Consider the following 26,485-nt stretch of genomic DNA (forward strand, 5'->3'; position numbering starts at 1 on the left):
CCTATTTTATAAAATCCAATAAAGTTGTCTGCATTATTTTAGCAGAGATTCCTAAAGATACTTGATAAGCCAAGCTTGCCATATTTAGATTAGTTATTGCTTTTGTTACGTCAAGATCTGTATATTGAACCATATCTTCTTTCATGTCTGCAGTCTCTTTACTTATTCTTTCATAGCTTCTATCAAGTCTATTTTCTTTTGCTCCAAGATCTGCAACGGATATAAGCAACCTTTTTAAGCTCCCATCAATTTCTGCTAGGCTTCTACTTCCAACAAGCTCTTCTTTATTATTGTAAAGCGCATCTCTGAGCTCAATAAGCGCATCGAAAATAGATCTACTTCTAACTTCTGTATTGCTAGCAAGGTTGTAAGGTGGCAGTTTGGTATCGTTGTTTTTAGTAAGTATCCCAAGTGTTTGTAAAACATTTGATTCTTCTGCTTCTGTTATCCAAATTTGGTGTGGAGTTGTAGTTTTAATAGATAATGAGTTTAAAACAGGATCAATGCTTGCTTCAACAGGTGCTGAAGACTCATTGATTTTTGCAACAATGTCAAGAGCAGTATCTCCTGCTGTTAATCCTATTTCAATATTGTCAATATAAATTTTTGTATTTTCTTTTACGGCAAACCCATTAGTATTTGTTGATGAGATAATATTTTGATTTTGCACGAAAAATATTTTATTCCCGGGATAATTATTTGACATATATACTTCATTGTATACTTCTGTTTTCTTTTCAGCTTGATTGCCGTTGTATTCTACTTTGATTATTTGAGGGCCTTCACCGTCTTTGCTTATTTTGCTTATTTTATTCTCCCTAGTTACTTTAAATGCTTCGCTATCAATTTTGGTCCCCGAGAATATACTGTATCCATCAGGCCCTTTAGCGTTTGCTATTGCAACAGTATCTTCGAGTAAAGCATTTACTTCTTTTGATATCATTTTTTTGTCATCTGCTTCGTAAGTTCCGCTTGCTCCTTGAATTGCAATTTCTTTAGCCCGTGTTAAAATATTTGTAAGAGATTGTAAATATCCTTCTGCATATCTTAGGTTGCTTTTAGAAGTGCCAATATTTTTTATATATACATTCAGCTTAAATATGTCGGTATCTAGTCTTATTGCATGAGTGACGCCTGTTGGATCGTTTCTTAGTTTTACAATCCTTTTGCCGCCTTTGTATAAGTTTTCTAAAAGTTTTGTAATTTTAGACTCCTGCTCTGATGCAGAGGTTTTTAAATTTTCATATGTTAATGGATGGCTTACTCTATTTATCATGCTTATACTCCCATTTTATTTATTATTGTGTCTATTAATTCAGCAGAAACAGTGATAAATTTACTTGCTGCAATAAAGGCTTGTTGAAATTCGATCATGTTTGCAAGTTCTTCATCTTTATTTACTCCAGAAATAGACATTCTTAGATCTGTTAAATCTTTTAATATTTGAGATTGGCTTTCTTTTGTGATTTCTGATATTTGTCCTTTTATTGCGATATTTGATGCTGTATTTGCGAAGTAATCATTTAGTGTTAAATTTTTGCCAATCATAACTTGAGAATTTCCAAAAGAGGAGATTCTCATTGCTGCTTGGTTATCCCCAATAGATATTTCATTTGTTGGATTTTTAATTCCTGATGCTATTTTTGAAGGATCTGAGTCTATTATGTCCTCAACTTTTATCCACGCCGCAGGATTTTTTAAAGGCGAGATTGAATAAGTGGATTTGGCTGTTAATTTATCTGTTGTGTCAATATTTCTATAATCATAAGCCCCTTCAGGCCCTGATGCATTTAATATTCCTGTATATTTTGTTAGAAATAATCCAGAATCTTCTATATGCTTGATTCTAAATGTTATGTTCTCATTTTCGTGTTCTTTAACTGCTTTGATTTCAAGCTTACCTTCTGAGTTAATTCTTGCTGTAACTTGTGCATCGGAATTGTTTATTCTATTTATCACATCTTGAACTGTATCTGGAGCATTGTAAGGTATTTCTACAATCTCGCTGCTATTTATGGTTTCAAATTTAAGAGTTCCGTAAAATCCCAATTTCTCTTCTAGGAATATTTCGTTTGTGCTATTAATTTTGAAAATATGAACGGAATCAAATTGGCCATTTCCGTTAGTATCATATCTACCGCGATCGTCAGTTAGTTTTAGTTCTTGAGAAAAAAAGCTTCTTCCACTTTTTTTGTCCATTCCATGTCCTGTTTCATGTATTTCGTTAACAAGCTCTATAATGTTTGCAGCTAAATTGTTCAGTTCATTGATTTCGTTTTTAATCTCTTCATCTCTTATGTTAATCAAAGATCCCAGCTTTCCTGTTTTAAGATGAGCTTTGTCATTATTGGTCCATAAAATGTCCCATCTGGTTCTAGTAGGTCCGTTTGTAGCTTCTAGTCTAAATTCATTAGCAATTGAACCTTGTACAAGGTGTCTTCCTTCTGAGTGAATTAAAAATTCATTGGGATCCTGTTTGTTTTCAATTGATACATTTATTAAATTTCCTAATTTTTCAACCATTAAATCTCTTGCATCCATTAAGTCATTCGGATTGTCTTTCATTGCTTGAGATTTTGAAATTTGTTTATTAAGATTTGCAATGTTTCTAATGTAATTGTTTGCCTCATCTGTTGTAATTTTTATTTCATCGTTTGCCATTGTATAAATTCTTTCAAGAGAATGGAATCTACTTCTTATTCCTTCGCAAAAAGATTTGCCTCTTTCTAGAATTATCTTCCTTTCTGCTAAACCTTGTGGTTGATTTGCTAGATCTTGCCAACTTTCCCAAAAATCATTTAATCTTTTTCGTATTGATTGATCTTCAGGTTCGTTATAAACATCTTCTAGCATTGATATAAACTTGTCTTGTGAAGTCCAGTATCCTAACCGGTGCGATTCTTCAATGATTCTTGTGTTAAGCAGTTCATCTTTTACTCTGTCTATAGATTGAACCATGATCCCCTGACCCAATTGTCCTTGCTTTTTAGCCCTGTTTAGTTGTGGAGCATAAAGAGGAGTTGTTGTTGTCATTGTTACTCTTTGTCTTGAATATCCAGGTTTTGTAGCATTGGATAAATTGTGTCCAACTGTATTCATAGCATCTTTATGTGCAAATAAACTTCTTTTGCCAATTTCTATTCCTGAGAATGTTGAATCCACTCTAAACTCCTTTAAAGTTTTTTATTTATTAAAACGGAAGCTTCGTTTGAGCGTCCAATTTTTGGCCCGTAAGGGTTTTTGTAAGTTACATTTTCTACACTTTCTTGGATGTCTTGAAATATTATTGATAACATGTCAAGGGATGTGTTTACATAGTTTTGTATTATACAGTTTAAATTTTTAATATTCAGTATTCCAATTTTCAATTTGTGTAGATATTCGTATATTTCTTTTTTGTAAATTGTAGCCAACTTTTCTACAGCTTCGTAAGTTGACTTAAAGTTTTCATTTTTGGTAAATTTTTTCCAAATTTCGTTTCTTTTGATTTCAATTTCTTTAAAACTTTCGAGTGATATTTTTGTTTTGTTTGCAATCTCTTTAAGCTCGATTTCATTTTTATTATCGATATTTTCTTTTATTTTTAAGTATGATTTGTATATCTCGTTTACTAGGAGAAGTTCTTTTTTTAAAACGTCTCTTAGTTCAATTTCAAGTTTTGCTTTCATTTTTATAAAATTAATTATAAGCCATTATAAATATATTTACAAATCAACTTTGTTTTTTATTATGTTATAATAATTAAGGTATGAGTAAGCTTTTTGAGAGAGATGATGACATTGTAGCTCTTGCAACTCCTTTTTTAAGTAGCGCTTTATGTGTGATTCGTAGCAGCGGCGCTTCTTCTATTTCTAAATTTTCTAAAATCTTTTCAAATCAGGCAGCTCTTAATTCAGCAGCTGGAAATACGATTCATTATGGTTATATATTAGATAATGAGAATAATTGCAAGGTAGATGAAGTTGTTGTGTGTTTGTATCGAGCGCCAAAGAGCTTTACAGGGCAAGATTCTATTGAGGTTATAGCTCATGGTTCTGTGATTGGGATTAAAAAGATTATAGATTTGTTTTTAAAAAGTGGGTTTAGGATGGCTGAGCCTGGTGAATTTACTTTTCGTTCATTTCTTGCTAAAAAAATTGATCTTACAAAGGCGGAAGCAATTAACGAGATTATTTTTGCCAAGACTAATAAAACCTATTCTCTTGCAGTTAATAAACTTTCTGGAGCTTTATTTGTTAAAATAGATACAATAAAAAAGCATATTTTAAATTTTCTCTCAGCTGTTAGTGTTTATCTTGATTATGAGGTTGACGACCGTGAAATTGGCATCCCTTTTGATTTGATTTTAAGTAGCAAAGCTGAGCTTAAAAAATTAATTAATTCTTATAAAGTTTATGAAAAAATCGATCATGGTATTACTTTGGTTTTAGCAGGTTCTGTTAATGCTGGAAAGTCTTCGTTATTTAATTTGTTTCTCAAAAAAGATAGATCAATTGTTTCCTCATATCCTGGTACTACAAGAGATTATATTGAAGCAAGTTTTGAGCTTAATGGTGTTTTATTTAATGTTTTTGATACAGCAGGTCTTAGAGATGCTGATAATTTTGTTGAGAGATTAGGAATTGAGAAAAGTAATTCTTTAATAAAGGAAGCATCTTTAGTAATTTATGTGATTGATGTTAGTTCAGATTTAACACGAGATGATTTATTATTTATTGATTCTAATAAATCTAATGCTAAAATATTGTTTGTTTTAAATAAGATAGATTTAAAGATAAATAAATCTACTGAAGAATTTGTTCGTTCGAATGTCTTAAATTCTTCAAATTTAATAATGATTAGCATTAAAGATTTAGAAGGAATAGATATTCTTTATGACAAAATAAAAACTTTAATCTCTTATGAGAAGGTAGAGATTGGGCTTGATGATATAATAATATCGTCAAGACGTCAGATACAACTTTTAGAGAAAGCTTATGCTTTGATTTTAGATTTATTGAGTAAAATCGATCGTCAAGTAAGTTATGATATGTTGGCATTTGATGCTTATGAGATTATAAATTGTTTGGGTGAAATAACAGGAGAAGTTAGCAGTGAAGATGTTCTTAACAATATGTTTAAGAATTTTTGTTTGGGGAAATAAATATGGATTTTGATGCAATTGTTATTGGAGGGGGGCATGCGGGGATTGAAGCCGCGCTTGCTCTTTCGAGATTGAGTTTTAAAACTTTAATGATTACTCAAAATTTAGATACAATAGGCAAGCTTTCTTGCAATCCCGCTATTGGTGGACTTGCTAAGGGCAATATGGTTAGAGAAATCGATGCTCTTGGCGGTGAAATGGGTCGTATTATTGACTTTAGTATGATTCAGTTTAGAGTTTTAAACAAAAGCCGTGGTCCTGCAGTTCAAGCTCCACGTGCGCAGGCTGATAAATTAATGTATCAAACTAAGGCTAAAGAAACTCTAGAGCGTCAAGATAATCTTGATCTTTTTCAAGATACGGTTGTTGATTTTCTTCTTAATTCTATGAGAAATGAAATTGAAGGTGTTGTTACAGAGAGGGGTAATAAGTTTAGATCAAGCGTTGTGGTGCTTACAACAGGGACTTTTCTTCGAGGTAAAATATTTATTGGTGAGTATAGAGCTAATATGGGTAGACTTTCTGAATTTTCTGCTTATGGACTTGATAAAACTTTGCTTGGTCTTGGATTTGAAATGGGTAGGCTTAAAACGGGAACTCCAGCAAGAATTCATAAAAAAAGTGTGGACTTTTCAAAGACCGAGGTTCAATTTGGAGATTCAGACATCATTCCCTTTTCTTTTTCAAATGGCAAGTTAGATAAATCTCAACTTTCATGTTATGTGACTTATACAAATAAAAAAACTCATGAAATAATTAGTGAAAATATGCACCTTTCCCCTCTTTATTCTGGTGAGATTGTAGGCAATGGTCCAAGATATTGTCCTTCTATTGAGGATAAGATAGTAAAATTTAAAGATAAAGATAGACATCAAATTTTTATTGAGCCTGAAGGGTTTAATACGGAAGAAATGTATCTTAATGGTCTTAGTTCTTCTTTGCCTGAGGATATTCAGCAAAAATTGATTAATAGCATTGAAGGTCTTGAGCATGCTGTTATTACAAGGCCTGGTTATGCTGTTGAGTATGATTATATAAATCCGATTGAACTTTATCCAAATCTTGAGAGCAAAAGAGTTAAAGGGCTTTTTATAGCAGGGCAGACTAACGGTTCTTCAGGATATGAAGAGGCAGCAGCTCAAGGGTTAATGGCTGGAATTAATGCTGCTCTTAGACTTCAAAATAAGAAGCCAATGATTTTAACAAGAACTAGTTCTTATATTGGAGTTCTTATTGACGATCTTGTTACTAAAGGCACTAAAGAGCCTTACAGAATGTTTACTTCTAGAGCTGAACACAGACTTAATTTAAGGCACGATACTAGTGATAAGCGTTTGATTAAGATTGGATATGATCTTGGGCTTGTTGATGAGGAGAGATATTCAAAATATCTTTTTAAGGAGAAGAGGGTTGAAGAGATAAAAGAGCTTTTAAAGCAAAGGCGTCTTAGTTTAAAAGATGTTGTTGATGAACAATTAAAAAAACATGTTAGTAAAGATTTTTACCATATTTTAAAAGATCCCTCTATTAGTTTGGATAATCTTATAAAGATTGATCCAAGTTTAAGTGATTCAAAAGTAATTTTAGAGCAAGTTGAATTAGATGTTAAATATGAAGGTTATATTAATAGACAAAAAGATTTGATTAAAAAACTTCATAATCTAGAACTTATCAAGCTTCCACTTGATTTTAATTATGAAATTATTGAAGGTCTCTCAAGAGAAGCTAGAGAGAAATTTTCTAAGGTTCAACCAGCTACTCTTGCTCAAGCAAGTCGAATTCCTGGAATAAGAAATACGGATATTACTGTTTTGTTTATATATTTTTCAAATCCTAAAAATAAGGTAGTTTTAAATTTTTCTTTATGATAAGTGACATTGAATGTGCTTTGTCAGAATATAATTTCCAGTTTACTTGCAAAGATCTTCAGAAAATAAATTTATATATAAAGAGAATTTTACTTTTAAATACCAGATTTAATTTAATTTCAAATAACAATAGCAACTTCAATTCTATTCTTAATCTACACGTTATAGACTCTCTTTTAGGATTGCCCACTATTAAAGAGATTAATCCTTCTGAAATTCTTGATGTTGGAAGTGGTGCTGGATTTCCAGGTATTATTTTAGCTATTTTTGATACTTCTAGAAAATATTATCTTTTAGAGAGAAGTAAAAAAAAGTCTACTTTTTTGAAAATGATAAAATTAGAACTTGATTTAGAAAATGTAAAAATTTTAGAATATGAGATTGAAAGAGAAAGGAAGGTGTACGAATTTATTACAATTCGAGCTTTTAGAAGTATGAATGAATATGCGATAATTTTAAGGAATCTTTTAAAGAATAGGGGTTTGATTATGGCTTATAAGGGCAAATTTGATAGAATTAACCTTGAAGTCAATCAAATTAAAGATTTGTTTAGTAAAATAGAAGTAAAGTCTTTAAATCCAAAATTAAGCGTAGAGAGAAATTTGGTTTTGCTTTATAGATAATATTATTATCGTTTAGGTTTAGTTTATATTTTAGAGTGATTTTGACTAGGAGTATTATGAAGAGTAGTTTTCAGATAGATTCAGAAGTAGAGAATGCATTACATTTGATAAATAAATTTAGAAGAGAGGTTGCAAGCAGGGTTCTTGGTCAAAAAGAAATGATAGATGCTATTTTAATGGGACTTTTAACAGAAGGGCATGTTTTGCTTGAAGGAGTTCCAGGTCTTGCTAAGACTCTTGCAATTCAGACCGTATCGGATGTTCTTGATCTTGAGTTTAAGCGGATACAGTTTACTCCAGATCTTTTGCCGTCGGATCTTACAGGTAATATGGTTTATAAAAGTGCTACAGGTACTTTTAAGGTTAGAAAAGGCCCAGTTTTTTCGAATGTTATTTTAGCAGACGAAATCAATAGAGCTCCTGCAAAAGTTCAGTCTGCTCTTCTTGAGGCTATGGGAGAAAGGCAAGTAACCCTTGGAGATGAAACCCATAAGCTTCCAGATCCATTTTTTGTTCTTGCTACTCAAAATCCAATAGAGCAAGAGGGTACTTATAATTTACCAGAATCTCAGCTTGATAGATTTTTATTAAAAGTTAATGTTCATTATCCATCAGTGCAAGATGAAGTAAGGCTTTTGAAAATATTTTCAGTGGATGGGCGTCTTGAAAATATTAAAGTTGCAAAGGTGATGAATGCTTATTCGTTGGCTGATATTAAGAGAACGGTTGGTAGGGTAAAAGTTGATGACAAAATAATGCTCTATATTGTTACTTTAATCTCGGCATCTCGCGAGAGAGATAAGAAAACTTATCCGTTTGCCAAATATATTGAATTTGGAGCATCTCCTAGGGCTTCTCTTAGTTTATTAAAGTGTGCTCGTGTTAATGCTCTTTATGAGGGTCGAATATTTGTTCTACCAGAAGATGTCAAAGCCGTGGCTTATAGTGTCTTAAGACATAGAATTACGCCATCTTATGAGGCAGAAGTAGAGGAAATAAGTATTGATGATATTATTAAAATGCTTCTTTCTGCTGTAGCGCTACCTTAGGAAATAATTTTTAATGATGCAAGATAATGAGATAAGCAGTAGTACTAAAGCTAAGATAAAAGCTTTAAAGTTCTTTTCAAGGAAAATGCTTTCAGAGCTTAATTTTGGTGGGTATCGTTCAATTTTTAAAGGACTTGGTCTTGAATTTCATGAATTTAGACCATATGAGGATTCTGATGATGCTAGATTTATTGATTGGAATGTTAGCTCAAAAGCTGACAGTATTTTTTCAAAGGTTTTCAAAGAAGATAGGGGAATGAATCTTCATCTTCTTGTCGATAATTCACTTTCTATGAGCTTGGGAGACAAAGTAAACAAAAAGGATGTTCAGGATTTGTTGGTTTCTATTTTTGCACATATGGCATTTTTTAATAATGATAAAATAGGTGTTACTTTTTTTTCAAGTGGAACAGACAAGTTTATACCCTCTAGCAAGGGTCATTCGCATTTGGGATTAATATTAAGTGAAACTATCAATAGAAATCTTAAGCCAGGCAGCAGCTTAGCTTATATTTTTAAAAATACGGCAGAATATTATAAAAAAAGATCTTTAGTTATAATTATTTCTGATTTTAAGGCTAATGCTTATTTTAAATCTTTAAATGTTTTAAGCAAGAGACATAATGTTGTTGCTATAAGAATTTCGGATTTTTTTGATGAAAATTTTCCAAAAATTGGAACTTTGATCTGTGAAGATATTGAAACTGGAGAAAATTTTTTAGTTTCGGGGTTTAGCAAGTTGACATTAAGTGGTTATAAAAACTATTGGACTCTTGATAAAATAAAATGGAAAAAAGAGTGTATTAAGAAAAATATTAGTTTTATTGAGATTGATACTAAAGAAGATGTTTTTAAAAAACTTAAAATTCTTCTTAAAAAGGGATAATGGATTTTGAAGGGAATTATTTCAAATCTTTTTCTTTTTTTAACCCTATTTTTACATTCTTATGAAATAAAGAATGAAATATTTATGCCAACTCGTTATTATGTAGGTGATTCTGTTGATTTTAAAGTTGCATTAATTTTAGATGATGGCGAAAAGTTTTTCCCCGTAGATTTTAAAGAGATTAAAGATGAATTTGTTGAAGTAAATTCGATTAGCTTTAATGATGCAACAAATGAAATAATAGTTAATTTTGTTTCTTTTTACATTGGAAGTAGCTCTCTTCCTTCTATTTATATTGGGGATGTAGTTAGTAATGGTAAGAAAAACAAGGTTGTTTTAGAGAATATAAAAATTAATACAGATAAACTAGTATCTAATAATTCTGATTTTAAAATTAAAAATATAGAAGGTGTTTTATTTATTCCTGGAACAAGCACCTATTTGTTTTTATTTATTCTTGTTTTATTTTTGATTCCTTATTTGATTATTAAGCTTTTAAAGCTTTTAAATAGGCTTTTAATTTACTTAATAGTTAAGCATGGACTTAGAAAGCCTTATAAAGTATTGCAGAGACAGTTTGTTATTTTATCTAAATATGTCAAAGAAGGTGTAGATCAAAGTACATTTTATAATTTAATAAATTCTTCTTTAAGAGTTTATTTATCTAAAAAAACAGGTTTTAATTTTAATGCGATTACTACAACAGAAATTTCTGTAATTTTGCAAGATCTTAAAGTTCCTTATGAGATTCGTTCAACTTTTATTAATACGTTAAGGCTTTCTGATTTTAGTAAATTTAGTGGTGTCGATTTAGTATTTGATAGCTTGGCGTTTGTTTTAGAAGATTTAAGAACCGCAGCATCGAATTTTGAAGAATTTAATAGAGGCTCTAATGTTAACATTTAATGAGCCTTTGTATTTGTTTTTATTGGTAATTTTCCCTTTAATAATTTATTTTAATCATTTTTTTAAAAATAGGGGAGGTAAGATAAAGTTTCCGATATCGCTTTATGGCAATTTTAACTCTTTAAAACTTAAAGACTATATATTAAATTTGTTGTATTTTTTTACTTATTCTTTTTTATATTTAGCTGCAATGGTTATGGTGTTTGCTTTAGCAGGGCCTTCGGTTTCAAAAAAAAAGATGATACATCTTAGTGCTGGTGCTGACATTGTTATTGTTCTTGACATATCCCCTAGTATGGGAGCTGTTGAGTTTTCTTCTAAGAATAGACTTGAGTTTTCAAAAGAATTGATTAAACGCTTTATTTCTCAACGTGAGAATGATAATATTGGTTTGGTAGCTTTTGCAAAAGATGCCTCAATAGTAGTGCCTATAACAACAGATAGGGATTTTTTTAATAAAAAGTTAGATGATATTTATATTATGGATCTTGGAAATGGATCTGCTTTAGGGTTGGGTATTTCTATTGCGTTATCTCATTTAAAGCATTCTGAAGCTCTTAAAAGATCAATAGTAGTTTTAACAGATGGGGTTGTTAATTCAGATGAGATTTATAAAGATCAAGTGATTAATCTTGCTCAGGGTTTAAATGTTAAGATTTATTCTATTGGTATTGGAAGTTCTGAGGAATTTGGTGTTGAGTTTAAATTAAGATCTGGTAAATTTTATCAAGGAAGTCTAAGAGAGGTTTATGATCCTAGTATGCTTGTTGAGATTTCAAATAAAACAGGGGGACTTTTTTATTCGGTTAATGATGATTTTTCTTTTCAATTTGCAATTCAAGATTTTTCAAAAAAGGAAAATTTGGAGAGAAAAATTAAAATAGCTGTAGACAATAAAGATATTTATAAAGAATTTTTAATTTTAGCGTTTTGTTTATTGCTTATTTATTTTATTTTTTCAAAAATTTTCTTAAAAGAGATATTATGAGTATAAATAATTACAGTGCTTTATACTTTTTTTTAATTTTAATTTGGATTGTTTTTGTGTGTATGCTTGATTTTAGACGAAATATTCCGTTTTTTAAAACACTAAGCTTTATGTATGGAGACAAATCTTATATTCAAAATTACTACATTAAAAAAGTTCTCATGATAATGTTTTTTATTTTTAGCTTGATTTTTTTAATTTTATCCATCTTGGATATTTCTTGGGGACAAAGAGCTGTTGAGGATGAGAGAAGTAAATTAAGAATTTCTTTTATTTTTGATATTTCTCGTAGTATGTTAAGTGTAGATGAAGGTAAAATTATCAATAGGCTTGAGAGTGCTAAAAATATGATTAGTTTAATCTTAAGCAATTTTGAGAATGCAGAATATTCTCTTACCATTTTTAAAGGCAAGTCTTTGTTAGTTTTACCTTTTTCTAAGGATAAAAACAGTTTAAACAAAATGTTAAATTATATAGAGCCTGATTTAATAAGCTCTCCTGGGAGCTTTTTAGGAGATGCTGTTTTTAGTGTAATCTCTAGTGTACAGGATGACTCTTATTATAATTTTTTAGTTATTTTAACAGATGGTGATGATTGGGGAGAAAATAATTATTATAGGTTTTCTAAATTTGTCAATAATTTAAAGTTGGAAAGTTTTGTAGTTGGGATTGGAGGGAATAATCCCGTTTTATTTAATCAAAACTCAAGTATTAAAGATAAAAATGGCAATCTTGTTAAAACCGTGATAAATGAAGAAAATTTACTTCTTCTTGCCGCTTCTCTTAAAGGATCATATTATAACTTGTATTTAAAAGGGATTAACTTTGTTGTCAATGATATAAGAAATGGTATAATAAGAAAAACGTCAAATGATATTGTACTTGTTGATGTATCAAGGTATAAAATTTTTTTGGTTATTTCATTGTTGTTTATTTTTATGTATTTATTTGTCAGGATGATAAAGTGGGACGAAACTTTTTAGCAGTTTTATATGCTTGCTTTTTGTGTTTAGGTTTTTTGTCTTGTTCAAATGTTAAGTCCATGTCTTTAATGGCTATTGGCAATTATGAATATGTTAGAGGAAATTATCAAAATGCAATTTCAAATTATTACAATCTTGTAGAGGATAAAAAATATTCTGCTTGGGGATATTACAATCTTGGTATTGTATACTATTCTTTAGGCGAGTACGAAAGTTCTCTTAGAATATTCTCTTATGCAAAGAAAACCAATGATATTTTTTTAAATTTTAGTGTAAATTATAATGAAGGGATAATATACTATAATCAAGGCCTCTATCATAAGGCCGAGATGGCTTTTAAGGAGGCTTTAAAAATTAATCCTAACAGTTATAATGCTAAATATAATCTTGAACTTGCAATAATAAAAAAACGAACAGTGCGCGATAGTTTGAATTCTTTAAGCGTAGAAAAAAGTAAAAATTTTGTTGAAAGCAATGAAAATTTTTTAAGGTATATTGAAAATCTTGAGAGGGTTGTATGGTTGAGAAAAATAGACGAGAGCCTAGTTATTCCAAAAGAAGATTGGTAATATTTTTTATTTATTTTTTTTCAATCGCAAGACTTTATTCGCTTACGGGTATTGATTTTGTTAAAAATATTAAGGTTTTAAGGGGCGATAAATTTATTCAGATTGTAAGGCTTAATAATCCTTTGCAAGATATTGATGTAAGTTTGCTAAAAGTTGAGATAAATAAAGAGGTTCAATCCAATTCTAATATTTTGTCAATATCTAGGACAACCGATAATAATTTTTCTTTTATTGAAATTAAAGTTGAATATCTTTTTGAGAGTCTAGGATTTATTAAAATTCCCCCATTAAAAGTAATTTATAAAGGTGATTTTTATTTATCCTCAGAGGTTGAAGTTAGTGTGCTAAGATCTGATGAGATGAATTCTTTTGGTCTACCAGTTGATTTATATTGGGATCTTGATAAAACAGAGGTTTATGAATATCAAAGCATTGGTCTTATTTTGCGTTCAAATTGGCTTTCAGACAGCAATTCTAATGAAATGTCTGGATTTTTACCTGCTATTAAGGATGCAATGATTGAAAAGATGCCTATATTTGGGGACATTAAATATAGAACTTTTCATGATAAAGAGATTTTAGATGTGCCTTTTTATAACTTTGTTTTAACTCCGCTTAAGGGTTCAAAAAATGTTTTGATTCCCAGTTTTTCTTTTAATATTGATTCTGGCCTTGTTAGGGAAACGCCCGAGCTTTTGCTAAAAGTCAAACCGATTCCCAAAGAAGTTAAATCTCTAGCGGTAGGGGCTTTTAGAATTGATTATGAGACTCCAACTTATTTGACAATTGATCAAGATATATTTACTATTTTAATAAAAATTACAGGTCAAGGAAATTTTCCACATTTTTACTTCCCAGAGATTGAAACTTATAACTCTAAAATTCTCAATAAAAAGAAAACTTATAGTTTTAAACCTTCTAAAAGTGGTTACAAGGGCAGTATTTCTCAAATTTATACAGTTAAGCCGGGCACTAAAGGTAGTGTATTTTTAAATATTGGTGATTTTAATTATTTGAATCCCGATAATGGGACAGTTTATACTCTTAAAGGAAAAAAATTGAAGTACGAATATTCAGGAGAGTTTAATAATATAAACAAAATACAAAATAATGTAGATTCTGATTTTAAACTTTTATCTTATGCTGATATTTTGAATTACAAAAATAAAACTTTTTTATTTTTTATTCCATATTGTTATCTACTTTTGATTCCAGGATTTTTGTTATCTTTAGCTATTTTAATTAACTATAAAAAATTTTTTGCAGCATCAAGTTTTGGGCTTGTTATTTTAATATTGGCTGTTGGCATTAGTTTAAATGCTGTAAATGATAGTTTATTGTCAGAAAAGAATATAAATGATTTGATTGAAAATTATAATGCTAAAAATTATGATGCAGCACTTATCAAGATTGATAATATTCTTAAGAAATATCCAAATTATTCAGGGCTTTGGTTAAATAGAGCTCTTGTGTTAAATAAAATGGATAGAGATTTTGATGCTATTTATTCAGCTTATAAGGCATTTTTGGCTTCTCCAAATAATGAAACCCCATATAAGGTTATTGATTTGATTGAAGCTAAAAATGGAGTTACAGATAGTATTCGCAACAATAGTTTTATTTTTTCTAATATTTTTTTTATTATTAGCTTATTTTTAATAAATTTTTTAGTTGTATCTATTGCTTATAGATTTTTGGCAAAAAATTTAAAAAAAATAATTATATTTTTACTTTTTTCTGCGGTTTGTTTTACTATATTTGAAACATATTATTTTTATTCTGAGCAACAATCCGAGGTGGGAATAATTAAGGGTGATTTAGTCTCCCTTTATAAAGTTCCTGACAACTTTTCAAGAAGTTGGAGATTTTTAAAAGGAAATGCAAGTGTTTATATTCTTGATAGCAAAGATGATTTTGTTCTTATTGAAACAAGTTACGGACTTCAAGGTTGGGTTCACAAGAATTTTGTTGTATCTCTAAGAGATAATTTGATCTAAGAGTAAATGTTTACAATGCTTGAAAATTTTTTAAAAAGGTTTTAATTTTATTTTTCCCTGTATACTATTCTACCTTTTGTAAGATCATAAGGAGAAAGTTCAACTTTTACTTTATCACCAGGAACTATTTTTATGAAATGTTTTCGCATTTTTCCAGATAAATGGGCAAGCACAATGTGTTTATTTTTAAGTTCTACTCTAAACATGGTATTAGGAAGGGATTCTTTTACAACTCCTTCAGTTTCAATAGCTTCTTCTTTAATATTCAAGACAACCTCCGAATTTTTCTCTAATAGGATAAATTTTACATGATTAAAGATATCATTTCAATTATTCTTTTTAAGAATAAAAGCATTATTGTTTATTTACATTATAAGAAATTGTGTATATAATTACACGAAGTTTTTTAAAAATGTAATTTATAGGGAGGTATCATGCAAAAAGCTAGTTTTGAGCATGAATTTATTGAAGAGATAAAAAAATTTCTTTCAGCCGAAAAAAAAGAGATATTGGATTCTATTAAGTCTGTAGAGAATAGCAAAAAGGAAATAATTAATAACGATATGTATCCAAAAGACGTTGTTGATATTGCTTTTGATAATATGGATGGAAATAATCTTGAAGCTTTAGGTTTTGTTGAAAAGAGAAAGTTAAATTTAATAAATCAGGCTCTTTATAGAATTTCTCAAAATTCTTATGGTAAGTGCTTGGCTTGTGAAAAAGAGATTGCTAGAGAGAGACTTTTAGCAATTCCTTATGCCTTTTTATGTATTAGCTGTCAGACAAAAAAAGAAAAAAAGAGCAAAAGATGATACATCTTAAGTTAGTTATTTAATATTGTAATTTCTACTCGTCTATTTTTAGCCTTTAATGGGGACGATTTGGGATATTTTGGTTTTTGAGATCCCCATCCTTTAAATAGTATTTGGTCTTTGTTTTTTACTTTCATTTTAATCAAATAATTTCCAATTGCACGGGCTCTTTTTTCAGAGAGCTCGTACATCTCTTCTTCTAATCCAAATTGTTCAGTATGTCCTTCTATTAGGATGTTATTTTTTTTAAATTTTTCAAGAAGTTTAGCTATAAGGTCAAGTTTTTTATATTCTTTTTGTACTATTTGGAATGAGTTGGGATAAAATTCAATATCTAAGCTTAGATTGATGCCTTTATTATTTTTTTCAACACTAATAGCTTTTATTTTTTTTTCTTGAATGTAATTTTCAACTTCAGTTTCAATTAAATTATCATTTGGAAGCTCAATTGAAATTACTCTGCCAAGAGAGTTTCCAATTATTTTAAAATGTTGAGTGTTGTGCTGCTTTATTTCAAACGTATATTCATCATTATATTTATATGTATTACCAATTTCATTGTCAAAATAAATTTTTTGATCTACTTTTTGATAGAAAGAGATGTTTTTAATATTATATTGTGATTCATAATTAGAAAGAATTATATGGTAATGTTTGCCGTTGTACTCTTCTTTGCCTTTATACTCGTAGTTGACATTAAATTTTACAATAAAGTCTTTTATGCTTTTTTCTATTTTTGATGCTTCTATATATTCTTCTGCAGGATATGTCCATTTTTCATTTATTTTAATAGGTGTTTTTGGAAATCTTGGAATACCCCTAACAGAGGGTCGTTTTTGATTTGCTCCTATTATATATTCTCCTTGTTTATTTACACTGAAGGTTTCTTCAAGCTCTTCATTTAGCAGGTAAGGTTCATTAATATTTTCTCTTTTTAGGATTCTAAAAAAAGCTTTAATGTTTGCAAATTTTTCTTTTGTATCTTTTATTTCACTTGAAATTTGAATATTGGTTGTAGAACTTGAATTATAATGGCCGTTGAAATATATTTTTTGATTATCTGTACCCTCTAATCTAAACTTTGCGCCTTTAATGTATTTAAATTCAAGGATTTCAGAAGACAAAGCTAAGTTTTTAGTTAAAAAAAATAGCAACAATAGTATGGTTGCTTTGGCACTCATTAATAGATTTTATCATAAAAGTATTTAATTTTAAATTTTTCTTGAAAATGCTATTTAATATTTTGTTCTGGTCTGATATTTATTATAATTTATAACACAGTGGGTAATTATTTAAATTGTTAATTAATAGAGGTTTTATATGAAATATGAAAAAATGAGAATTAATTTAAATTTAAAAAGAAAAAGTGGTATTTTGCTTAACATAAGTTCTTTACCATCTAAATACGGTATTGGAGATTTGGGTAAAGGGGCTTATAAATTTATAGATTTTTTATTTGCCTCTTCTCAAAGTTATTGGCAAATGTTTGCTTATTCCCCTATTGATTTTACAAGATCTCCCCCTTATTCAATTTTTTCGGCTTTTGCTGGTAATGTTTATTATATTGATCTAGAAGTTCTTGATAAATTTATAGATTCGGATTTAAATTCTTTAAAGGAAAATGAAACTAGGTATTCTGATTTAAAAAAAATAAGTTTAAAAGATAAATTTCTTAAAGAAGCTGCTTTGAATTTTATTAATAGAGCTTCGGTTGATGAGGTTAGAAGCTTTGAAAAATTTAAGAAAAAGTCTTCTTATTGGCTTTTAGATTTTGCAAGTTTTGTTGCATTTAAAGAATATTTTTTTAAAGAGTCAAAAGGTGCTTTTAACGTTCTTTTTGATAGAGGAATTCTTAAAAGAAATGAAAAAGATTTATTTAAATTGAGAAATATTCTCTCGAAAGAGATTAAGATTCAAGAGGTGTTGCAGTATTTCTTTTTTTCACAGTTTCAAGCTTTAAAGCGCTATGCAAATGGTAAAGGAATTGAGCTAATTATGAACGTACCTCTTTTTATGGCGTATGATTCTGCTGATGTTTGGGCGCATCAAAAATATTTTAAGTTGAGATTTGATGCAAGTAAAGATAAGGTTGCAGGAATTTCTCCAGATTATTTTTTAGAGCAAGAGCAAGCTTGGGATAGTCCAGCTTATAGCTGGAATGTTTTAAAGAAAGTTAATTATGAATGGTGGGTAAAAAGGATTGGGGTTTTAAAAAAATATGTAGATGTAATTAAAATTGATCATTTTAGAGGTTTTGTTTCTACTTGGGAAGTTAGTGCTGGTGAGACTTATGCTTTTAATGGGTTGTGGGTAAAGTCACCAGGGCGAGATTTTTTTAATTTTATTTTAAATGAGATTAAAGATTTAAAAATTTGGGTTGAAGATTTTAAAAATGATCTTGAAGATGTTTCAAGGTTAAGAGATTTTTTTAATTTTCCGGGAATGAGAATAATGAAGCTTGCTTTTGATTTTGATTCTGGCAATCAGAATCTTCCTCATAATTATATTAAAAATTGTATAGTTTACACAGGAATTAATGATAATGATACAATATTAGAATTTATTAACTCTTTAGATGATTTGCATAAAAAGTATATTTTTGATTATTTAAATACAAATGAAAATTTTGTTGTTTGGGATATGATAAGAAGCGCTATGAGCAGTGTTTCTGACAATGTAATAATACCAATGCAAGATTATATTAATTTAGGAGATGAATTTAGTGCAAATATTCCAAAAAGTACTTTAGGTAATTGGATTTTTAGGTTATTAGAAAGTGATTTAGATACTACTTTGAGTAAAAATATAAGTTTTATTACAAGGCTTTACGGCAGGGCTTAATATTTTTAAGAAGAAATTTGTTATAATGCTCTAATTTTTTTAAATTTAAATGAGATCCAATTGATTAAATAAAATCATTGTTATTTAATATTTTTTGATTTGCAAGTATCATGTATTAATGTGTATGAAAATTTTTATCTATTGGATAGTTATTTTCTTCTTTTTTGTTTTTAAAATTTTCAGTATATATTCATTAACTGATGAAGAATTTTTTAAAAAATATAGTTTGTTTTTTGTTTATAAAGGATTTTTAAGTAAAAATGTTAATGGGAAAATAACTAAAGTTCAAGTTAATGGGATAGATTCCAGGTGGATTTATCCTTTTAGTAAGCTTGTTCCTAGTCGAATTACCTCTATTTATGAAGATATTTATTCTTCAAGTTCATTTTTGACTACAAGCGATAATCTTTACGTTTCTTATGATTATTCAAAAAATTTTAGAAAATTAGTGGGAATTAATAAATTTAACAGTAGTGCGTATATCACATCGAGTGCTTTTTCTCAAGGAGAGTATAAGCGTATTGCTATTGGAACTGCGATTCACGGCATTTATCTTAGTGTTAATGGAGCTGTTAGTTTTAAAAATTTAAATCGTTTAATTCCTCAGATTTATTTAGGTGCAGGGTATTACGACATTATTAGTGCTATTGAATTTTCAAAAGAAGATACAAATAATATATATTTTTCTTCTGGAGTTTATGGAGATATTTTTTTAATCAGTCAGGAAAGTGGATTTATTAGAAAAATTTCTTTTCCTTTTAAAAAGCAAATAATACGTATTTTAGATTTATCTAGCAAGAATGTGGAAAAAATTTTGGTGAGGACATATGACAATCATTTTTATTCTTATTTTAAAGGGCAATGGGTATTTATTGGAAAATTAGCTTTGCAAGATCAAGATTTTATTGAAAAATCACAAAGGATGCAGCTTGCTAAAAATAAAGGTTCTATTTATTTAACAGCACATACATTGCGTAGTAATAGAGAAGTTGATGAAAGATTTAAATTTATTAAAGATTCGGGTATGAATGCTGTTGTAATTGATTTTAAAGATGATAGTGGTAATTTAACTTATTCTACTAAGCTTGATTTGCCCAATAAGTTAAAATCTGTTAAAAACTTGATTGATGTTTCTTATATTCTTAAAAAAGCCAGAGAATTTGGAATTTATGTTATTGCTAGATGTGTTGTATTTAAAGATGCAAAATTGTATTATTATAATAATTTTAAGTATGCTCTTTGGAACAAAAGGACAAATAAGCCTTGGGCTCATTTTATTAAGAAAGTTGATTCTAGTGGTCTTGTTAAATATTTGCAAGTAGAACATTGGGTAGATATTTTTTCTCCTGCTACGTGGGAGTATAATATATCTGTTGCAAAAGAAATACAATCTTTTGGAGTTGATGAAATACAGTTTGATTATATTAGATTTCCATCAGACGGTCCTGTATCTCTTGCAACCTCAAGAATGAATAAGTATGAGATGCAACCCGTTGATGCTCTTGAATCTTTTTTGATTATGGCAAGAGAACAGCTTTATATTCCTATTTCTGTTGATATTTATGGGTACAATGGTTGGTTTCCTACTAATAGCATTGGGCAAAATATTACAATGTTATCAGATTATGTTGACGTCATATCTCCTATGTTTTACCCCTCACACTACACTAATGATTTTTTGCCAAGCAATTTTTATTATACAAAAAGAGCTTATAAAATTTATAAAGAAGGGAGTGATAGAGCACTTATGTTTTCTTTAGATAGGGTTGTAATTAGGCCTTATGTTCAAGCTTTTTTGTTAGGAAAGGAAAGGTTTGTGGATGATGAGATTTATTTGAAGTATTTAAAATTTCAGCTTAAAGGGGTCAAAGAGTCATTTGGTAGTGGTTTTAGTCTTTGGAACGCATCTAATGTTTATTATATGGTTAAAGGCAGTTTAAAAGAATATTTAGATTCTTTTTAATTATTGTTTCTTGTAAAGGAGATTTATTTGGAACATTTAATTCAATTTTTTTATGTAGGATTTGGTATTTTTTTATTGTATTTTGGTGGTGATTTGCTTTTAAAAAGTTCAGTTAGCATTGCTACTTATTTAAAAGTCCCAACACTTTTAATAGGGGTTACAATAGTATCTTTTTCAACAAGTGCTCCAGAGCTTTTTACAAGCCTAGTGGCGGCTTTTAAGGGTAAAAACGAAATTGTTGTTTCTAATGTTATTGGTAGCAATATTATTAACATGTTACTTGCGTTGCCTTTAGCGGGATTTTTTTTAAGAATTAAGGCAGATTTTAAAAGACTTAAGCTTTCTTTTATATTTCTGTTTTTATTAATGTTTCTTCTTTTGCTGCTTTCATTTGATTTTAGATCTTACTCTTTTTTTACAGCACCTTATAATCGTATAAGCTCATTTAGCATTTTTGTTTTGTTTTTGTCCTATCTGTTCTTTTTTTATAAAGAAGAAAAAGCGAATTTTAGCTTGGAAAATTCTTTTCAAGATGGTGTAAGCAATTTAAATCAGAGTTTAAATTTTATATTTTTGAATACGTTAAGTTTTTTTATTAGTATGTATTTCCTTTATTTAGGATCGAAATTATTGGTGGATGGGGCTCTTTATATTGCTAATAATGTTTTTAATGTCAGTGAAAAGTTGATTGGAATTATAGTTGTAGCTTTTGGGACAAGTGTTCCTGAGCTTGTTGTATCTCTTTTTGCAATAATTAAAAAAGAATCAGATATCGCATTTGGGAATATTATTGGTAGCAATATTTTTAATATTGGGTTTATTTTAGCTAGTAGTAGTTTTTTCAGACCTATCTTGTTACAAGATATTTATATTTTAGATTTTAGTATAATGGTGTTTATAACTTTAGTTTTATTCTTAGTGGTTAAATTTAAAGGAGTTTTTAGTAGAGGCATTTCTTTAATTTTTTTGCTTTTATATATTTTGTATAATTTAATGCTATTTAACTTTTATTGATTATGTGATCTTAATTTTGGCTTGTTAATATATTTTTATGTAATAAGCTTTATTATTTTAATGTAATATAAGGAACGATATGAAGAAATTACCAGAAATTTTTTATATGAGTAGCAAAGAAGTAGATATTTTGATTTCTCAACTAGGAATATCTTCTGATGTCCAAAAATCAATTTTGAAAATGATTTTGTCTTATAAAAAGGATGCTATAGAATATTCTTCTTTTATAGAAGAGTATTCTGTAAAAATACGAGGTTTAAAAGGAGAGCTTGATTTTTTATTTCGTAAACTTTATGAAGTTAAAAGAGGAATAGTTACTAATAAAATAGCAATAGATGGAGAATTTTTGCCAGATAGGATAATTTTGACCGATGAGGCTAGTTATGATTTTTATTATTATTCTATTGACGATTTATTTTTGAAAACTTATATAGGAATAGAGCTTTTTAGTTCTTTACTTACTGTTAAGAATATAGAATCTAGTTTATTGGTTTTCCAGAATGAATTTGTAACTATTACAGATTCAGACATTAACTACAAATTTTTTGAAACAAAATCACAACTGAAAGAAATATTGGTTTGGAAATCATTGATAATTCCATCAAGCAGGGCTTTATATTTTATTGAGTTTGTTAAAAAAATATTTTTCAATATTGCTTCTAATAATATTGTAAAAGATGTTTTCGTTAGAGTAAAAGGATTAAAGCTTGGTGATTATGAGAGGGCTTTAGAAGAGGGTAAGAATATTATTGGTGCTATTTCCAAGATTCTCTCTGGTATGATTGAAATTAAGGATGAAGTTCTTGGTAAGAAAGGAATCACCTTTTCAAAAAATTATTTTGTTTTTTTGGATTTTCTTAATCTTTTTATTAAAAATGAAAAAAACTTAGAAGAGCTCAAGGCTACAGAAGCTATTAAAATTGATGAATCTTTAAAAGCAATTGAAAAGACTTTAGAGTTTAAAAAAGGTGCAATTGATACAGGAGAGTTTTCTGGTATTTTAAAAGTTTATTCTGAAGGCCTGAACGATCCTGAAAATTTTTTATTAGTTGCTAATATGTATTTTTTTGAATCTAAAATTCACGATATTTTGCCAAAAATATTTAAAGTAAAAGAAAATTTTTATCTGTACAAACCTTTTGCATATGAGTTTTTTCTAGAAGAATATGAAAAGGTTTTACAATTTCTCAATAGTGAATTGAGGACTAGTATATTTAAAATTCTTAATTTTGGAGATGATCCTTCTTCTATTTTTACAGAAGAAGGCTTAGAGGAAGTTATAAGTAGATTAGTGTCTAGATATATTATGAATGAATATTGCTTAAACAATAAAGTTAAATTTCTTGACCTTATTGTTTCTCATTACAGAAGAATTTATAAAACACAAAGTGTTCAAGCCCATCTTAAAGATTTGATTAAAGTTGAAGCAGCTAAATATTTTAAAAATAGTAATGAACTACTGCCTTTATATAAAATATATAAACTTGATATGTATTTGCTTTTGAATGCTGCTTATAAAGATTTAAGTTTGTTTAAAAGAATTGTTTTGTTTTTGACAGGCAAGCACCAAAGCTATAAAGAGGCTTTATCTAGATTAGATTTTAGAGCCGGTTTGAATAAAAGTGGAAGTGGGCTTTTTGATTCAAACGAAAGAGTTAAAAGACAATTGGAAAAAATTAGAAGACAAAGAGAGGAAATAAAAGCACAGGTTAGAAATTCTTTTCCCAAAAAATCTGCAACTACTTCTAAGCAAGCAGTAAATAAAAATTATACGAAACAAGAGCAAGACGAAGCATGGGTCAAATTTGGAGATAGAATACAAAAAAAATAGAGTTTGTAAGTTAAGTGGATTTATTTGTTAGAATAAATCCCGCGGCTTTCTTGCTGTATTTTTTGAAGTTTGGCATTCTGCATAATGTTTTATTTTCCCATTTTCGAATTTTGATTTCATTATAATTTTTCCCCCCCATCGACTTATTAGTTCTTTTGATCCCACTCTTTGAGCGTTTTTAGAAATTTTTGCCATTTTAAGCTCCTATTGATAGATTTATTGTATAATAAAATTTATCAAAATAAGGTTGATTTATCAAGGAATTTATTCATGTTATTTATAATATTTTTTATTACTTCTTCCCTTTTTTCAAAAGAAGTTTATTATAGATTTGCAAATTATTCTGTTAATTATAACATAGTAGGTAAATATGAGATTACAAAAGAAGAGTCTGAGGAAGAGTATGGATATAAATTTACTTATGATCGCAATAATAATCTTATTTTAGTTGACTATATTGGTAAGCTTAGCATTTTAATGCCTTCTTTTTTTAATGCAACTCAAATTAAAATAGAAAGATCTAAACACAGTGAAAGGCGTATATTTCTAAATAGGGGACTTGCTTTTAAAAATAATAATGGTGTTTACATTGAGCATATAGAGTATATGAGCGATGGTAGGATTAAAAATATTTTTAATTATAATAGGTCTAATGAAATGGTTAGAGACAGATACGATGTTTCTTACTATCATTTTTTATACGATAATGAGAGAGAGTTTAGTGTTTACAGATTTAATGAATCGGGGATTCAAATCAAAGATTTAAATAATGTATATTTTACAAAGATCAGTTATGATCAGGCCAAATTTGTTAAGACAGTTTTATATTATGATGAGAATGGTTATATTGTAAGATCAAAAAATGGTACTTGTGGGTTTAGATTAACGTATGATGCTAATCATAATCTTATTAAAGAAGAATATCTTGATAAATCAGCTCGCACTGTTTCAAATCCATTTTCTGTAGCTATTAAAATATATCATTATGATGTTGATGGGAAAATTATTGAGATTTTAAACTATGATATTAATAACAACTTAACCCCTGATGAAAATAATGTTGCAATTTATCGTTATGAATATTATTTCAAAGAGAAAGATTGTTATTATAAAGAATATAATTATGACAATAATAATAATTTAACAATCAGTCAAAATGGCTATGCCATGAAGAAGACTATTTTTTATATCCAAAACAATGAAAAAAGGATAATAAACTATAGTAATAAAATCAATAAAAACTATAATAGAGATATTCCAACTGTTTATGAGGAAAAGTATGAAATAATGGATAATTTTAAAGGCATTGCTATTTATAGTTATAAATATGATGACAGATTTTATCTGATAGAAAATATTTTTTTTGATAAAAATTTTAATTTAATAGCTGATGCTAAAGGTGTTATGATTTACAGGTATTCTTACGACAAAGAAGGATTTTTGATTACTCAAGAACATTTTGGTGGAGATTTTGTTAATCCAATAGATAATTTTGAGGGGGTTTCAAAGTATAAATTTAGTTACGACTCTAATGGCAATATGGTTTCAAAGAAAAATTATTCTACGGATGGAGTTTTGGTTGCTGATTGTAATTTTGTTTTTGAATATTTATATGAATATGATAAGCAAAATAGGCTTATTTCTCAAAAAAATTTTGGCAGCTTGGGACAATTACAAGACGATATTCATGGAGTTAGTGTTTATAAATATGAATACAATAAATTTGGAAAAATAGCAAAGCAGTCAAATCACGGTCCGGATTTGAGATTAAGAGATGATGTTGGGGGATTTTCAATTTATAAGTGGATTTATGATGCTAGAGGCAATTTAATAGATTTCCAAAAATTTGATTCTTTGGGTAACTTAATCTAAGTATTTTCTGTTTTCATATTTTCCTATATTGCATAGTAATTCGTAAGGACTTCTTTTAGAAAATTTACTCATTTCATCTATACTTAATTTTTCTGATACAATTTCTACTTTTAAACCCGTTTCAACTTTTAAGTCTTTAGGAATTTCTACTATTGTTAGATTCATGCAAACCTTTCCCCTTATTTTACATTTTTTATTATTTATTAAAAAATAAAAATTATTGTTTATATTTTGAGGTATTCCATCAAAATATCCGATTGGAATAATTCCTATTTGCATATCCTCTTTGGCTTGAAATGTACCTGAATATGAAATTTTTTCACCCTTTTTTACATTTTTGATAAATACTACTTTTGAAAATAAGTTTAATACAGGTTTAAAATTTAGAGTAGTTTTTTTGTTTTTTAGTGAGGGATAATAACCGTAAAGAATAAGACCTGGTCTTACCATATTAAATTGTGGATTTAATTTGTAGTTGATAATGTGTCCTGAATTAGAAATATGAATAAATTTTGGATTTATATTTTTTTGTTTAAGTGTTTCTAAAAAAAATAAGAATTGCTCTATTTGTTTTTGTGTTATTTTAAAGTTTTCTGTTGTTGGGAGATGTGAGCAGACCCCCTCTAGTTCTAGAAATTTTGAGTTTTGAATGTATGTGGCTATTTCAAGGGCGCTGTCTATTTTTATTCCATATCTATTCATGCCAACATCAATTTTTAAGTGAACTTTTATTTTCTTTTTTTGCAATGCACATTCTTTTTCTATTAAAAATAAATATTCAAAATCAGCAACAAATGGTAATAACTCAAGTTTAATTAAATTTTTAATTTCTTTTTTATCTACTTTAATATACATTAATATTTTTGTACTTTTATCAATCTTTTTAAGTGTTTTGGCATCTTCAATATTAGAAAGTCCAAAGTAATTTATTTTTTTTGCTTTAAAAAATTTAAAGATATTTATGAGTCCGTGACCATATGCGTCGCCTTTTAAGGTAGCCACTATTTCTTTTTCACCAATTTTATTTTTAATTAAATTTAAGTTATGTTCCAAATTATTTAAATTTATTGTTATTGTTTTATTGCTACTCATTGTTTTATTATTATACATCTAGCTCTTTTAGGAAAGTAAGAATCTTTT

Annotated in this window: 23 protein-coding genes; 16 read left to right on the forward strand and 7 right to left on the reverse strand. The window is 28.4% G+C overall.

Going from position 1 to position 26,485, the window contains the following annotated elements; genetic code table 11:
- Position 1 precedes the first annotated feature (1 nt).
- From HNR35_RS03365 to HNR35_RS03375, 3 genes are read right to left on the reverse strand one after another with little or no spacing between them, the layout of a single operon-like run.
- The gene (locus tag HNR35_RS03365; protein WP_006433560.1) at positions 2–1,276 is read right to left on the reverse strand and encodes a flagellar hook-associated protein 3; all 1,275 of its coding nucleotides are present in this window, start codon (positions 1,274–1,276) and stop codon (positions 2–4) included.
- A 2-nt stretch (positions 1,277–1,278) separates the two neighbouring features.
- Positions 1,279–3,162: a flagellar hook-associated protein FlgK gene (gene flgK, locus HNR35_RS03370; protein ID WP_183223917.1), complete on the reverse strand. Its 1,884-nt coding sequence runs from the start codon at positions 3,160–3,162 to the stop codon at positions 1,279–1,281.
- A gap of 11 nt (positions 3,163–3,173) precedes the next feature.
- A complete protein-coding gene (locus tag HNR35_RS03375; protein ID WP_183223919.1) occupies positions 3,174–3,668 on the reverse strand; it encodes a flagellar protein FlbF in 495 nt (164 codons plus the stop codon).
- Positions 3,669–3,748: 80 nt separating this feature from the next.
- On the opposite strand from HNR35_RS03375, the gene mnmE reads away from it, so the two are divergent.
- Genes mnmE through HNR35_RS03425 form a run of 10 tightly spaced genes read left to right on the forward strand, consistent with a single transcriptional unit; the run spans position 3,749 to position 15,012 of the window.
- The gene (gene mnmE, locus HNR35_RS03380) at positions 3,749–5,143 is read left to right on the forward strand and encodes a tRNA uridine-5-carboxymethylaminomethyl(34) synthesis GTPase MnmE (protein ID WP_183223920.1); all 1,395 of its coding nucleotides are present in this window, start codon (positions 3,749–3,751) and stop codon (positions 5,141–5,143) included.
- A 2-nt stretch (positions 5,144–5,145) separates the two neighbouring features.
- Positions 5,146–7,011, forward strand: a complete 1,866-nt coding sequence (mnmG, locus tag HNR35_RS03385) for a tRNA uridine-5-carboxymethylaminomethyl(34) synthesis enzyme MnmG (protein ID WP_183223922.1) — start codon at positions 5,146–5,148, stop codon at positions 7,009–7,011.
- On the forward strand, positions 7,008–7,634 hold the full coding sequence (gene rsmG, locus HNR35_RS03390) for a 16S rRNA (guanine(527)-N(7))-methyltransferase RsmG (RefSeq protein WP_183223924.1): 627 nt from the start codon (positions 7,008–7,010) through the stop codon (positions 7,632–7,634). The genes mnmG and rsmG overlap by 4 nt, the downstream gene beginning before the upstream one ends.
- Before the next feature lie 56 nt (positions 7,635–7,690).
- Positions 7,691–8,683, forward strand: a complete 993-nt coding sequence (locus HNR35_RS03395) for an AAA family ATPase (protein ID WP_006433565.1) — start codon at positions 7,691–7,693, stop codon at positions 8,681–8,683.
- Positions 8,684–8,696: 13 nt separating this feature from the next.
- Positions 8,697–9,569 carry a DUF58 domain-containing protein gene (locus HNR35_RS03400; RefSeq protein WP_006433610.1) on the forward strand — a complete coding sequence of 291 codons (873 nt, stop codon included), beginning with the start codon at positions 8,697–8,699 and terminating at the stop codon, positions 9,567–9,569.
- 6 nt (positions 9,570–9,575) lie between these two features.
- Positions 9,576–10,475: a hypothetical protein gene (locus HNR35_RS03405; protein WP_006433590.1), complete on the forward strand. Its 900-nt coding sequence runs from the start codon at positions 9,576–9,578 to the stop codon at positions 10,473–10,475.
- Positions 10,462–11,463, forward strand: a complete 1,002-nt coding sequence (locus tag HNR35_RS03410; protein WP_006433632.1) for a vWA domain-containing protein — start codon at positions 10,462–10,464, stop codon at positions 11,461–11,463. The genes HNR35_RS03405 and HNR35_RS03410 overlap by 14 nt, the downstream gene beginning before the upstream one ends.
- The gene (locus HNR35_RS03415) at positions 11,460–12,446 is read left to right on the forward strand and encodes a vWA domain-containing protein (protein ID WP_183223926.1); all 987 of its coding nucleotides are present in this window, start codon (positions 11,460–11,462) and stop codon (positions 12,444–12,446) included. Before HNR35_RS03410 ends, HNR35_RS03415 begins: the two co-directional genes overlap by 4 nt.
- A complete protein-coding gene (locus tag HNR35_RS03420) occupies positions 12,428–13,015 on the forward strand; it encodes a tetratricopeptide repeat protein (protein ID WP_183223928.1) in 588 nt (195 codons plus the stop codon). Before HNR35_RS03415 ends, HNR35_RS03420 begins: the two co-directional genes overlap by 19 nt.
- Positions 13,009–15,012 (forward strand): SH3 domain-containing protein, encoded by a 2,004-nt coding sequence (locus tag HNR35_RS03425; protein ID WP_183224152.1) that lies wholly within the window; start codon positions 13,009–13,011, stop codon positions 15,010–15,012. Before HNR35_RS03420 ends, HNR35_RS03425 begins: the two co-directional genes overlap by 7 nt.
- A gap of 47 nt (positions 15,013–15,059) precedes the next feature.
- Here HNR35_RS03425 and infA read toward each other — a convergent pair whose 3' ends face one another.
- The gene (gene infA, locus HNR35_RS03430; RefSeq protein WP_006433515.1) at positions 15,060–15,281 is read right to left on the reverse strand and encodes a translation initiation factor IF-1; all 222 of its coding nucleotides are present in this window, start codon (positions 15,279–15,281) and stop codon (positions 15,060–15,062) included.
- 165 nt (positions 15,282–15,446) lie between these two features.
- Between infA and HNR35_RS03435 the strand changes: the two genes are divergently transcribed.
- Positions 15,447–15,824 carry a TraR/DksA family transcriptional regulator gene (locus HNR35_RS03435; protein ID WP_006433426.1) on the forward strand — a complete coding sequence of 126 codons (378 nt, stop codon included), beginning with the start codon at positions 15,447–15,449 and terminating at the stop codon, positions 15,822–15,824.
- An 11-nt stretch (positions 15,825–15,835) separates the two neighbouring features.
- Here the strand turns inward: HNR35_RS03435 and HNR35_RS03440 are convergent, their stop codons facing one another.
- Entirely contained in the window at positions 15,836–17,005 is a 1,170-nt protein-coding gene (locus HNR35_RS03440) for an OmpA family protein (RefSeq protein WP_183223930.1), read from the reverse strand.
- A 139-nt stretch (positions 17,006–17,144) separates the two neighbouring features.
- Between HNR35_RS03440 and malQ the strand changes: the two genes are divergently transcribed.
- The 4 genes from malQ (at position 17,145) to HNR35_RS03460 (ending at position 23,473) form a co-directional block, all read left to right on the forward strand.
- Positions 17,145–18,665 (forward strand): 4-alpha-glucanotransferase, encoded by a 1,521-nt coding sequence (malQ, locus tag HNR35_RS03445; protein WP_183223932.1) that lies wholly within the window; start codon positions 17,145–17,147, stop codon positions 18,663–18,665.
- A 118-nt stretch (positions 18,666–18,783) separates the two neighbouring features.
- On the forward strand, positions 18,784–20,628 hold the full coding sequence (locus HNR35_RS03450) for a putative glycoside hydrolase (RefSeq protein WP_183223934.1): 1,845 nt from the start codon (positions 18,784–18,786) through the stop codon (positions 20,626–20,628).
- 27 nt (positions 20,629–20,655) lie between these two features.
- Positions 20,656–21,642, forward strand: a complete 987-nt coding sequence (locus tag HNR35_RS03455) for a calcium/sodium antiporter (RefSeq protein WP_183223936.1) — start codon at positions 20,656–20,658, stop codon at positions 21,640–21,642.
- 79 nt (positions 21,643–21,721) lie between these two features.
- A complete protein-coding gene (locus HNR35_RS03460; RefSeq protein WP_183223938.1) occupies positions 21,722–23,473 on the forward strand; it encodes a hypothetical protein in 1,752 nt (583 codons plus the stop codon).
- A gap of 27 nt (positions 23,474–23,500) precedes the next feature.
- Here HNR35_RS03460 and HNR35_RS03465 read toward each other — a convergent pair whose 3' ends face one another.
- Positions 23,501–23,668, reverse strand: coding sequence for a hypothetical protein (locus HNR35_RS03465; protein WP_002657037.1), 168 nt, complete (start codon positions 23,666–23,668; stop codon positions 23,501–23,503).
- A 75-nt stretch (positions 23,669–23,743) separates the two neighbouring features.
- On the opposite strand from HNR35_RS03465, the gene HNR35_RS03470 reads away from it, so the two are divergent.
- Positions 23,744–25,345 (forward strand): hypothetical protein, encoded by a 1,602-nt coding sequence (locus HNR35_RS03470; RefSeq protein WP_183223940.1) that lies wholly within the window; start codon positions 23,744–23,746, stop codon positions 25,343–25,345.
- On the opposite strand, the gene alr is transcribed toward HNR35_RS03470, so the two are convergent.
- Positions 25,337–26,455 carry an alanine racemase gene (gene alr / locus HNR35_RS03475; protein ID WP_183223942.1) on the reverse strand — a complete coding sequence of 373 codons (1,119 nt, stop codon included), beginning with the start codon at positions 26,453–26,455 and terminating at the stop codon, positions 25,337–25,339. The two genes, HNR35_RS03470 and alr, sit on opposite strands and share 9 nt — an antisense overlap.
- Positions 26,456–26,485: the final 30 nt, after the last annotated feature.

The organism is Borreliella spielmanii, from assembly GCF_014201705.1.
Taxonomy (GTDB): domain Bacteria; phylum Spirochaetota; class Spirochaetia; order Borreliales; family Borreliaceae; genus Borreliella; species Borreliella spielmanii.

Bases quoted from the DNA above. Each gene is read 5' to 3' on its own strand.
- HNR35_RS03365 (WP_006433560.1), bottom strand. From the start codon at position 1,276: ATGATAAATAGAGTAAGCCATCCATTAACATATGAAAATTTAAAAACC.
- HNR35_RS03375 (WP_183223919.1), bottom strand. From the start codon at position 3,668: ATGAAAGCAAAACTTGAAATTGAACTAAGAGACGTTTTAAAAAAAGAA.
- mnmE (WP_183223920.1), top strand. From the start codon at position 3,749: ATGAGTAAGCTTTTTGAGAGAGATGATGACATTGTAGCTCTTGCAACT.
- mnmG (WP_183223922.1), top strand. From the start codon at position 5,146: ATGGATTTTGATGCAATTGTTATTGGAGGGGGGCATGCGGGGATTGAA.
- rsmG (WP_183223924.1), top strand. From the start codon at position 7,008: ATGATAAGTGACATTGAATGTGCTTTGTCAGAATATAATTTCCAGTTT.
- HNR35_RS03395 (WP_006433565.1), top strand. From the start codon at position 7,691: ATGAAGAGTAGTTTTCAGATAGATTCAGAAGTAGAGAATGCATTACAT.
- HNR35_RS03400 (WP_006433610.1), top strand. From the start codon at position 8,697: ATGATGCAAGATAATGAGATAAGCAGTAGTACTAAAGCTAAGATAAAA.
- HNR35_RS03410 (WP_006433632.1), top strand. From the start codon at position 10,462: ATGTTAACATTTAATGAGCCTTTGTATTTGTTTTTATTGGTAATTTTC.
- HNR35_RS03415 (WP_183223926.1), top strand. From the start codon at position 11,460: ATGAGTATAAATAATTACAGTGCTTTATACTTTTTTTTAATTTTAATT.
- HNR35_RS03435 (WP_006433426.1), top strand. From the start codon at position 15,447: ATGCAAAAAGCTAGTTTTGAGCATGAATTTATTGAAGAGATAAAAAAA.
- HNR35_RS03440 (WP_183223930.1), bottom strand. From the start codon at position 17,005: ATGAGTGCCAAAGCAACCATACTATTGTTGCTATTTTTTTTAACTAAA.
- malQ (WP_183223932.1), top strand. From the start codon at position 17,145: ATGAAATATGAAAAAATGAGAATTAATTTAAATTTAAAAAGAAAAAGT.
- HNR35_RS03450 (WP_183223934.1), top strand. From the start codon at position 18,784: ATGTGTATGAAAATTTTTATCTATTGGATAGTTATTTTCTTCTTTTTT.
- HNR35_RS03460 (WP_183223938.1), top strand. From the start codon at position 21,722: ATGAAGAAATTACCAGAAATTTTTTATATGAGTAGCAAAGAAGTAGAT.
- HNR35_RS03465 (WP_002657037.1), bottom strand. From the start codon at position 23,668: ATGGCAAAAATTTCTAAAAACGCTCAAAGAGTGGGATCAAAAGAACTA.
- HNR35_RS03470 (WP_183223940.1), top strand. From the start codon at position 23,744: ATGTTATTTATAATATTTTTTATTACTTCTTCCCTTTTTTCAAAAGAA.
- alr (WP_183223942.1), bottom strand. From the start codon at position 26,455: ATGTATAATAATAAAACAATGAGTAGCAATAAAACAATAACAATAAAT.